Below are 11,513 nucleotides of genomic sequence, written 5' to 3'. Positions count from 1 at the left end.
AGCAAACCAACATTAAAGATTCATGGGCCTTTACGAGCCCCACAAAATTTCGTTCTGAGCGAGACCAAAGGCCTGGATCTTGTGCTGAATACAGGTAAAAATTCGTTCAATATGCCAATCGGCTGATTTTCCTGATGTATCAGGCTATTTGCTATATGATGTAGCCTGATCAACGGGACTCGTTCACCATGTTCTTAGATAGCGCTTTGCCTGTGCACAGTGTTTTGGCCACTGCTGCTACCGCTGTAGACCTGGTAACTGAAAATGAAGCCATCGAAGAGAATCTACGCCAGTTTTTACTGGTGCTCTCAGTATCTTTAGGGGTGGCTACACTGTCGCGGGTAGTCAGTTGGCTGCGGAATATTCCCTACACCCTACTGCTGTTGCTGGTCGGTTTAGGGTTGGCGGTCCTTAATGTGCGCCTGGTTAACCTGTCCCCTGAGCTAATTTTATTTATTTTCCTGCCGCCACTCCTGTTTGAAGCGGCCTGGAATATTAAATGGGAAAACCTCAAGCGCGACTGGGTACCCATTGTGCTCTATGCCGTTATTGGTGTGGTCATCTGCATCGGCGCACTACTTTGGGGATTGATCAACTTCGCAGGGGCCTCGTTGGCAACGGCGTTACTGGTAGGAGCAAGCTTATCGGCAACAGATCCGGTTTCGGTGGTTGCTTTATTTAGAGAGTTAGGGGTTAATAAACGACTCACCACACTGATGGAGGGAGAAAGTCTCTTTAATGATGGTGTGGCTGTTGTTGCCTTCAATCTTGTGTTGGGTATTGCCCTGGGTATAGAGCAATTTGATCTATCCGTTACGATTGCTCAGTTTTTGGTATTCACCGGTATTGCCGTGAGTACCGGAGCCTTAATTGGGTTTGGCATTTCGTTTTTAACTCAACGTTTTGACCTGCCTTTGGTCGAGCAGTCGTTAACCCTGGTATCGGCCTATGGTACCTACATCATTGCTGAGGAATTGGGGGGGTCTGGCGTCATTGCAGTAGTGACCACCGCATTGATTTTAGGCAATTTTGGCTCACGTATCGGCATGAACCCCCGCACCCGATTGGTCGTTTCAGAATTTTGGGAGTTTTTGGCATTTTTCGTTAATTCAATCGTATTTTTACTGATCGGTGATCAGGTCCAGTTCAGCAGTCTGGGCAATTACTTAGACTCGATTTTGATTGCGATCGCATGCATGCTCTTAGCTCGTTTAATCAGCGTGTTTGGTCTGAGCTTTTTTAGCAATATGGTTACCCCCGACAACACAGACATTAGTTGGCAGGATCAAACAGTCCTCTGGTGGGGCGGGTTACGGGGCTCCGTATCAGTAGCATTGGCCCTGAGTGTACCCACCATACTCGTCGAGCGAGAAGAGATTATCTCGATTGTTTTTGGGGTCATGCTATTCACGCTGTTGGTGCAGGGGTTAACAACAAAGCCTCTGTTAGAAGCCCTTAACCTGTTAGGAGATCAGCCCCTACGGCAAGAGTATATGCAAGGGGTGGCCCGACGAGTAGCCCTAAACCGAGTCATTAGCCGCATCAAAGAACTGATGGAACGACAAGAAGTTGATAACGAATTTGGCCGTTATCAATTAGCCCTAGTGGAAGGGCAAGTAAAAAAACTGCAAGAAGAAATGAAAAAGATGCAAACAAAGCATCCTGAATTACAGACATTTGCAGCGGAACAAGTAAAGGAGGAGCTATTGGCCATTGAATCAGATACCTATGCAGAGTTAATTCGGGCTGGGCAACTTAAGGATGAATTAGCACCATTACTCCAAGATGTTTTGACCGAATAGAATGATAGGCATTACTGAATTGTGGCAGGAGTTCAAACGACAAATGGCGTAGATTCGTTCCAGGGAATGGATGCTATACATTTCTAGGAACCATTTACCTACGGTGCCATCTGTAATTATGTATACTGCCCCCCAATAATTAAATTGAGTAAAGCAATAAATTTATAGTGAAACGGATCATGAGTCGTGAACTTTGTATATGGTTCTGGTGAATAGAATCGTGAAAATTATTGGCTAGGGATTTGCGCCATACCCGTGCTTTAAACAGATACCGCCTAGACTTGAAACATCTAGTCACTTCGGTAATCCCTGCTCCAGAAGGGCATTATTCAATATCCAGCCAGTTTATCCAGATATAGGAGTTTTTATGAAAGCGTTTGTAACTGGCAGTACCGGTCTGCTTGGGAGCAACCTGACAAAATTATTATTGAGCCAGGGGTTTGAGGTTATTGCGTTAACACGCGAGCTAACTAAGGCCAGTAAGGTCCTGGATGAGCACCCTAGTCTGAAGGTGATCCAAGGAGATATGCAGGCAGTTGATGAATTTTCCCATTACCTACAGGGATGTGATGTCGTCTTCCATACAGCCTCATATTTTCGAGAATCCTTCGATTATGGCGATCATTGGAAGCAGCTCAAAGCCATTAATGTAGATGCAACCATCAAACTGCTTGAGGCGGCTGATAAAGCAGGCGTCTCCAAGGTGATATATGTCAGCAGTGCCTGCGGCTGTGTCGGCATTATTCGGGGTGGCGCTCCCAGTAATGAATCAACACCATTCCAGGAGTTTAACCATAAGAACCCTTATTTTAAGAGTAAGCTACTGGCTGAAGAAGCCATTTCTAACTTTTTGAAGACCCATGATTTGCCGGTTGTGCTGATTTTGCCCGCTGGCATGATGGGGCCGTACGATGCCGCACCGACAGAAATGGGGCGCTTTATCCTTAATTACTTGAAAGGTAAGGCTTCACTGATTCCCAGTGGTGGCTTTCCCATTGTGGATGCCCGTGATGTAGCCATGTCCATGCTGTCGGCTGTCTACTCAGGACAACCCAATGAACGCTATTTGGTGACCGGGGGATATTACTCGGTCAATGAAATTATGAGCAACCTATCTGAAATCAGTGGACAGCCTGTACCGCAGAAAAAACTACCTCGGTTTGCCGTCCGTATCTGGGCATTTATAGAAAACCTCCTGGGACGCCTTAAAGGCCAAAAGCCCTTTATTCCAGGGGATATGATCAGAATAATGCTGTCGAGACAGTGGTTTGATGCTAGCAAAGCTGCTAAAGGTCTAAAGACGTCCTATCGCCCATTTAAAGAAACCATCAACGACACGGTTCAGTGGTATCAACAAAATGGGTACCTGCGTGACGTATAAAAAGCCTTGTTCCTCACATTGATACCACGTAAGTTCACAAGGCCCTCATATAGTTGACCAGGGACATTCCGGTAAAATCCCGGAGTGCGCCGAAGATTGTCATGGTGTGAGATGGCCTAGCTGGAGGCGTGAACTATGGCACATACCAAAACTTGTGCAGCCCTCATCATCGGTAGTCTGTTGATGGGGGAGAGCCATGTTTGGGCTCAGTCTATTGTGCCTAATGGAGCTGGTACAGCTGTTACCAATGTAGACGGTGAGTACCAAATCACCGGAGGAACTGCCTCTAACGATGGAGAGAACCTATTTCATAGCTTTGAGCAATTTGGGTTAACCGCCGCAGAAGCCGCCAACTTTATTACCCAACCCAATGTCGTGAATATCATTGGGGGAATTAACGGGGGGAATGCATCTGTTATCAACGGTCAGCTAGCAATTACTGGTAGTACGGCCAATCTCTTTTTGCTAAATCCTGCGGGGGTTATTTTTGGCGAAAATGCTACGCTGGCGCTCCCCAGTGATTTAAGCATCTCAACCGCTGATGGTTTAGCTTTTGCTGACGCTACCTTTGATGTCTTGGGTACCCCTGACTATGCCAGCTTAGTGGGCGGTCCTGTGGGTCTGGTATTTCGGTTTAGTACCCCTGGCTCTGTGATTAACGCAGCGGATCTCAACCTGGGGGAAAACGGCACGCTCACCTTGGCAGGTGGCACCGTCATCTCCACGGGCACTGTGTCGGCTGGAGAGGTTGCGATCGCATCTGTCCCTGGAGCACAGCTGATTCGCCTCAATCCAGATGGGTCCATCCTTAGCTATGACATTGCCCCCAGCGACGATGGCTTATTCTCACCCCTCACCCTGCCCGAGCTATTAACGGGCGCTGGTGATGTCGCCAATAGTTTAGAACTAGACACCGATGGCAACGTTCGCCTGGTGAGTTCTCCTGATCTGGCCATTTCTAATACATCAGGCAATACACTGGGGACAACGATTGTTAACGGCACTGTTAATGCCGACGATATTACCGTACTAGGCGACACCATCGGCATCGTCAACAGTCTTCTCAATGTCAGCGGACCCGATGGTGGTGGGGCTATTCGCATTGGCGGCAGCTATAAAGGACGGGGACCATTGCCCAATGCCCAGATCACCTACGTTAGTGCCGACTCCGTCTTGGATGCCAGCGCCACCGTCAATGGCGATGGTGGTGAAATTATTATCTGGAGCGATCAGACAACCAATGCCCTGGGGCAGTTTTTAGCGTTGGGGGGGCCTAATGGGGGGAATGGCGGCCTGATTGAAACTAGCGGTCGTCAAGGGTTGACCCTGGGTAACTATACCCCCGATGTATCAGCACCCGCAGGGCAAGCGGGACTTTGGCTGATTGACCCCTTCAATGTGGAGATTGGAGATTTTCCCACCACCGAATTTAGTGAAGGTGAGGCCTTTAGTCCGTTATCTTCCCCAGCCCGATTAAACGTCAACCTGCTAGTTAATGCTCTGAGAAATGGCGACGTCACCGTAACAACCGGCACTGAAGGAAACGAAGCAGGCAATATTACGCTGCTCAGTGATTTATTGTTTGACAACTTTTCCAATGAAAGTGGACAGACCAACGCCCTCAACCTAGAAGCGGCTGGCAGCATTTTTATCAACGCTAGTATTGCGCCCTTATCCTTTGGTGCTCCCATTGATGTTAATTTGCTAGCAGACACTGACAATACCGGCAATGGTCAAGTTGTGGTCAGTAGTCCTAATGCGGCAGCCGGGCTCTTTACCGAAATCAACACGGCGGGGGGCGACCTTGTTATCGAGGCCAACAGCACAAACCTGGCTGGAGCAGATTCATCGGCTATTACTTTAGATAGCAATACTAGCATTTCAACCGTTGATCTGTTTTCTGAAGTAGTCTTCTCAGGTGGGTCAGTGACCCTTGAAGGCATCTCTGGTACTGACAATGGCGTGCAATTAAGAGACAACTCATCTATTCGAACCGGTGACGGTGTCTTCATCACAGGTGAGAGTGCCAGTGATGTCGGCGTGTTAATAGATGGTGATCTGAATGTTCTTAATGGGTCTTTAGAGATTACGGGGAACAGTACAGACAACGCTGTTGGTATCTCCATCTCAACGCTTCTCGACGTCAACGATCGGCTGACCCTACTGAGTGACAACGATATTCAAGTTGATGCTTTGATCGCCAACAACAATGTCACCGTTACAACACCTGAATTGTTTAGGGCATCAGGTATCTTTTTTGACGAAGGTGGAGAAGGCGAAGGAGAAACGATTGAGAGTAGCGTTCGGAGTCGTGCAGGCCAAGTTACAATCACCCATGGCGGCAACGGGGTTACCCCCTTTGTCATTGGTAATGCTGAGGTGAATGGTACAGCTGGAGCCATCGTTGCCAGAGATAGTGAGCTACAGCCAACTCAGTCATTTTTAGAAGATGTACAAGTAGGAGCCATTGCCATTTTAACGGGAGAGGCTCCAGTCGAGCCGCCGCCGGACCCGGACCCCGATCCGGACCCGGACCCCGATCCAGACCCAGAAACTGAGGAACCTGACCGGGACAATTTCCCGGAAGTCGATGCCTGTACCGTGGACTGCAAGACTGACCGTCCTGGCCCCGATGTATTTAAGGAAGATGATCCAGGGACCTTAATTGCTGTGGATCCCCAGCTGCTGTCTGGGGTACAGCAAGCGATTTTGCGCAATGAGAACAACTATACCGACGAATTTCGAGAGTATCTCAACTTAGAAACAGACGAATTGACCGTGCCCAATCTGCCCCAGGTGCAGATGGAGCTATCCCTCATTGCCGAGAAAACGGGCAAACCTCCAGCCATTATCTATATTTCTTTTGTCCCAGCGGACTCGACGGGTAATTATTCTGACGTATTGCCAAAGGCAGATCAGGAAATCCAGTCTACTGATGTGCTAGAGCTGGTGGTCATCACCCCCGATGGCCCACCCATTTTAAGAACGCTGCCAGTCCCACAGGAAGAAGTCCAGAAAACCGCTGACCGCTTCCGCAATCATGTTGTCAACCCTGGTCGGGTACGGACACGCACCTATCTTAGCTCAGCTCAACAGCTCCATAGGTGGATAATTGAGCCCCTGGAAGAGGCATTAACCCGCCGGGGGATTACCAATCTAGCCTTTGTGATGCCGCCGGGGTTGCGATCGCTGCCCGTATCCGCCCTCCATGATGGGGAACAGTTTCTGATCGAACGCTATAGTGTGGGTCTGATGCCCAGCGTTAGCCTCACCGATCTACGCTATGTAGATGTACGCAAAGCCGAAGTCTTAGCCATGGGAGCTGCCAAATTTGCCGATCAGCCTGAACTGCCGGCAGTCCCCATTGAGCTCAGCACCATTGCCGAACAACTGTGGCCCGGTGATTTTGTTATTAATGAAACCTTTACCCCCGATTCATTGGTAGCCAATCGAGCCCGTAAACCTTACGGTATCGTGCACTTAGCCACCCATGGTGAGTTCAAAACAGGCAGTCTCGACAATTCCTACATCCAATTTTGGGATCAGCGACTCACCCTGGATCAGGTACGCTCCCTGGGCCTAAACAACCCGGCTGTAGAGCTGATGGTCCTGAGCGCCTGCCGCACCGCCCTGGGCAATGAAGAAGCTGAACTAGGTTTTGCTGGTCTAGCCGTACAAGCTGGTGTGAAAACAGCCATCGCCAGTCTTTGGAAAGTGGACGATGTCGGCACCGCAGGGCTAATGACCCAGTTTTATACCAGCCTACAAACCGAGCCTATCAAGGCCGAAGCCCTACGCCAGGCACAGTTAGCCATGCTCAACGGCGACATTACCGTAGAAAACGGTGAGCTAAGTTGGTCAGGCGGGACCCTGTCGTTGCCAGATGACATCGCCAGCATCGACAGTCGCCTCTTTTCTCACCCCTATTTTTGGGCCTCTTTCACCACCATTGGCAGTCCCTGGTAAGAAATGCCTTGATTAACAATGCTTTTCAAGCTTCGAAAAATCCATGGCTTAAATGTGGCTTCAATAATGGGATCCCCACCCCCCGATCGCGCGCCTCGCTGAACTGGTCGAGGGCTACTGTATTTGTTTCATTATCAATATTCTGCATTCCCATCTGTCACAAAGCAAAGCCACCCCTGAAGCATTGAGCACCAGAGGTGGCTTTACCAATATTCATTCACCTACGAGACACCCAATACAATAGGGTCCCGATCGCGTCATTCTTGCAAAAGATTCGACTGGGCAATGATTGACGGTTATTGCTGAGTCTTGCGCTTAAGGGAGTTGCCGCCAAGCATAGAGATTCCTACTAAGGCAAAGAGAGAGACCGTGGGCTCTGGTACATCAGCTGATTCAGATGGGCCAATCTCAATCAAATCAATGGTAGCATCGATTTCTTCAGGACCGGCAATCGCTAGCTCAATGGCACCCACATTGGTGAAATCAGCATTGCCAACAAAGTCAGAAAAGAGGAATCCTGCGGTTAAGGGAGAGGAGCTGGAAACAGGTGTGTCAAACAGCTGGGCAAGGCTTGAGGTATTGTTATTGGTGTCATAGACTGTAAACGCAAGCTCTAAGCCAGCAAGATCAGCGGAGAGAATATCTAGAAAAATCCCGTCTAGGCCCATACCCCCACTTTGGGTAATGTCAATCCCACCTAAGCCTGTTGAATCAACTGTAGTCGGATTGTCATTACCATCCCAAACAATTAACCCAGCTCCAAGAGTGCCTACATTATTACTAAAACTGAGTGCACCATTATCTACTCTTAAGCGGGTTTCCAGAAAATTGTCTGCATTTCCTAATGCTTCTAGATCCCGAAATTCACCTAAAATACTGCTACTAGGACCAGTCTGACTGCTAGAGGGTATAAACCCAGAAATATCTAGAAGTCCAACATCTTGTGTGACTGAAAAGTCATCTAGTATGATTGTTCCTGCCTGAGCATTACCTGTTCCGACTAGTATTGCAATGATTGGGCAGCCCAGAAGCAGCCTAAAGCTGTTACGCATATTATAAAATCTCCAAGTGCCTAACGACTGAAACATAAATAAAGACGCCATTAACTCAAGGGATGACATAGATGTGGGAGCGTATCTATAGTCATCCCTACCTTACGTGGGGATATTTTGATTGCCGATATTTATACCCATCGTAGTGTGATCTTCTAACTGTAGACATCAGGAGATTCACGATTTCTCTAGAGGGTTGTGTGGTTTAATCTTCACCAAAAATTGACATTGGCGGTTTGCTGGCCATTTTAGGAAGCATACACATCATCCCTTAGCTGCCAAAGACGCCTTCAAATCCCTGACCAACTGCTCTAAGCTTTTCTGATATGCATCATGGTCCTTCAAGGTGAAATTCAATTGATTGTGGAGTTGGGAGATCGCAAAGCTCCCTCAACCCACCGCCTTACCCACTACACCTAAGTGCTTATCCGGTAGCAGTTCAGTGAGATCGTACCCCACCATCCCAACCCACCACCAGCCTTTGTCGCTCGCCTCTACCACCCTGAAAATTCTGATCTAGCAGTGTAAGCATTTTCCTGGATAGATTCTTGGTGATGTGCGCTGCTGGTTCAGCAATCCATTGAGTGTCATCAATGTCCATGGAGCTGATCCATTCGCGACCGTGTCTGTTAGCTTTGGTGCCTTTGGCAAAACCATGTAAATAGGTAGTGAAGCATCACTGAAGTATCGATTTTGATTAAGCTTTGTACAGTGCAAGCTGTATGCACGGTTCTGAGGGGAGGAGGGGTAGGCTATAGATAAAACCTATCGCTTTACCCGACAGACTATATTTTGATGATTGCGTTATTACTTTGGAAGTGATTGATGAGATATTCAGTCAGTCTTTGATTAGAAGCCACACAATACATTTTGAGAAATTTGATTGGTTTAATATGAGAAATCAGTTGTTTGAGCCAGTTAGTGTCGATAAACAAACGATCTATTGGGAAGCATATTCTGGATTTGCCTTAGGAGTTCAAAAGGGCTTTGGTGCGTGAATAAGGTAGCTGCGGAGCCATAGAAGCCGGTAAAGTGCAGTTACCACACAAACACGGTACCGATGAAACGCCCCTACAAACTCCGCAACTGGTCTGAGTATAACGCCGCCTTGGTGAAGCGAGGAAGTCTGACCTTATGGCTGAGTGATGAGGTGATTGCCGGGTGGAAAACCACTCAAAAGACAGAGAAACCTGGAGCCTCCAAGGAGTACAGTGACTTAGCCATTCAAACGTTATTGACCTTCAAAGTGATTTATGGGCTGGCCTTACGTCAAACAATTGGCTTTGCGGGGTCTATCTTCGAGCTGATGGGAGTATCGGTCGAGTTACCGGTGCATACAACCCTGTCGCGTCGCCAAAAGACGCTAACGATTGACGTACCGACTAAGCCTGCATCCGGTGGTCGTCATGTGGTGGTCGATAGTACGGGTATTAAAGTGTATGGAGAAGGGGAATGGAAAACCCGTCAGCACGGGGTGAGTAAACGTCGTACCTGGCTCAAACTACATTTGGGGGTCGATGAGCACACCGGAGAGATTCTGGCTGCCGTCGTCACCTCAAATTCAATGAGTGATGGCGAGGTGTTGCCAGATCTATTGGACCAAATTCCAGACGATATTGACCAAGTGAGTGCCGATGGGGCCTACGACCGCACCTATTGCTACGATGCCATTGATGAGCGCGAAGCAACCGCAGCCATTCCTCCCCGGAAGGATGCCAAAATTTGGTTCCATGGCAATCGCAAGGGGGACCCTCATCCGCGCGACGAAAACCTACGAGCTATTCGCAAAAAGGGACGGTCTACCTGGAAAGAAGAGATTAACTATCATCGACGGTCTTTGAGTGAAACCATGATGTATCGACTCAAAACCATTTTCACAGGTGACGTGTCTGCACGATGTATTGAGAATCAAACGACAGAATTACTGTTGGAATGTTCAATTATCAACCAGTTCACTCACTTGGGGATGCCGGACAGCTACCCTGTTGAAGGCTAAGATCGACCTCCTAAAGGACTGATCTGTCTGACAGAATATTCACGCACCAAAGCCCCTGAGTCTCAAACAAATCTTTTGGCTGCATTAGAAACAGAACAAATCACTAGTGAGATTGAGTTCTTTAACTATATCGACCAAGCAACTCTGTTGAATATGGATGAATACCCTGCCCATCCTCAGCTGTATTTGCCGCGAGTCTATGAGGATGTTGCCCAAATGCTGAACGGGGTAGATATCCTAGAGAACGATTTCGGTACCTTTCAAGTAGTAGACGCAGTTGAAGGAGCCAGCTACTTTAGTGTGTCTGGCCCTTTTATTGCCCATGGGACTTTGGTTTCAGTGGACGGCGAAGACATTAAAGAGGAACTAGATGACGTGGTACCGTTGTGGGCCGACGATTGCCGATTTCACTGCGAGCTAGCGATCTCAGTTAAGTTTATCAATCGTACCTATCAACAGGCTGGTGTGTATGCTCTGCTCGAAGAGATAAAAGGTGACTATGATATCTACTTTGAAGAATTGTCTGCCTTCTTTAATCAGGTTTTACGTGATCAAAACTCTCCCTATCGCCTCTATACGATTGGTCCATCATTCGACCCAAGGGTATTTACAGATGTAAGAACGCTTGAGTCTAATGACAATCGGCTAGGATTTATTGCTCTCACCGAAGACCAAAAAGCGAATTTCTTTGACAGAAACCACATTGCCTTTAGCGACAGTAGTTTATACAGTGAGCAACCTGGTTTACGTAGTGAAGTCGTTGGCAAAATAGTAGACTCGCTAGAAACAACTGGTGTTCTAAGCCATTTGAATGATGAACAAATCGCGCTTGGTAAAGGCCGTCTGGCTCAAAACTATGTTACGCACAGTGGTCAAATTCTCAGTGTGTTTGATGATGTGATTTACAACATTTTTAGTCTGTCGGGTGAAGGTGATGGGCTATATCAAGAACTAACGCTAGCCTTAGCAGACATCTCACGCGGAGCGTTTCAGCCTTCTAATTTTGAGCTTGTCTATGATGAGGTGTCTCAAACTGAACGGTATTCATTTGATGTGAATGGTAATCGCTATAGCAAATCCTTCCAGGCAGATAATGAATGGGCGTCAATTTCGGACATCGTTTTATTTGTCGCAACGACTACTGCTAGGGAAAATTTAGAGGGAAGGTTCTATCAGTTGAAAGACCAATACGATACCCTCTCTGGATATATATTTTTATCAGATGCCCAGTACGAGGCCCTAAATGACTTCGGGGTCTTTGATATACAATCTATTGACTAGGCAGTTGGTGTTGATTTACTCTGCAAACGCAGTTG

6 protein-coding genes are annotated in these 11,513 nt (G+C 47.7%); 5 read left to right on the top strand and 1 reads right to left on the bottom strand.

Annotated elements, in window-relative coordinates; genetic code table 11:
• Window positions 1–188 precede the first annotated feature (188 nt).
• From DXZ20_RS36000 to DXZ20_RS35990, 3 genes are all read left to right on the top strand, one after another.
• Window positions 189–1,802, top strand: a complete 1,614-nt coding sequence (locus tag DXZ20_RS36000; RefSeq protein WP_250566046.1) for a cation:proton antiporter — start codon at window positions 189–191, stop codon at window positions 1,800–1,802.
• A 367-nt stretch (window positions 1,803–2,169) separates the two neighbouring features.
• On the top strand, window positions 2,170–3,183 hold the full coding sequence (locus DXZ20_RS35995) for an SDR family NAD(P)-dependent oxidoreductase (protein WP_006514935.1): 1,014 nt from the start codon (window positions 2,170–2,172) through the stop codon (window positions 3,181–3,183).
• 135 nt (window positions 3,184–3,318) lie between these two features.
• Window positions 3,319–7,149: a CHAT domain-containing protein gene (locus DXZ20_RS35990; RefSeq protein ID WP_163703243.1), complete on the top strand. Its 3,831-nt coding sequence runs from the start codon at window positions 3,319–3,321 to the stop codon at window positions 7,147–7,149.
• Between the two features lie 296 nt (window positions 7,150–7,445).
• Here the strand turns inward: DXZ20_RS35990 and DXZ20_RS35985 are convergent, their stop codons facing one another.
• Window positions 7,446–8,201 carry a PEP-CTERM sorting domain-containing protein gene (locus DXZ20_RS35985; protein WP_163703242.1) on the bottom strand — a complete coding sequence of 252 codons (756 nt, stop codon included), beginning with the start codon at window positions 8,199–8,201 and terminating at the stop codon, window positions 7,446–7,448.
• A gap of 1,060 nt (window positions 8,202–9,261) precedes the next feature.
• On the opposite strand from DXZ20_RS35985, the gene DXZ20_RS35980 reads away from it, so the two are divergent.
• Both DXZ20_RS35980 and DXZ20_RS35975 read left to right on the top strand, forming a co-directional pair.
• On the top strand, window positions 9,262–10,197 hold the full coding sequence (locus DXZ20_RS35980; protein WP_163696824.1) for an IS5 family transposase: 936 nt from the start codon (window positions 9,262–9,264) through the stop codon (window positions 10,195–10,197).
• A gap of 75 nt (window positions 10,198–10,272) precedes the next feature.
• Window positions 10,273–11,478 carry a hypothetical protein gene (locus DXZ20_RS35975; RefSeq protein WP_163703241.1) on the top strand — a complete coding sequence of 402 codons (1,206 nt, stop codon included), beginning with the start codon at window positions 10,273–10,275 and terminating at the stop codon, window positions 11,476–11,478.
• Window positions 11,479–11,513 lie beyond the last annotated feature (35 nt).

The sequence above is a fragment of the Adonisia turfae CCMR0081 genome (genome assembly GCF_011009555.1).
Lineage (GTDB): Bacteria > Cyanobacteriota > Cyanobacteriia > Phormidesmidales > Phormidesmidaceae > Leptothoe > Leptothoe turfae.
This window is presented reverse-complemented; position numbering and strand designations above follow the sequence as displayed.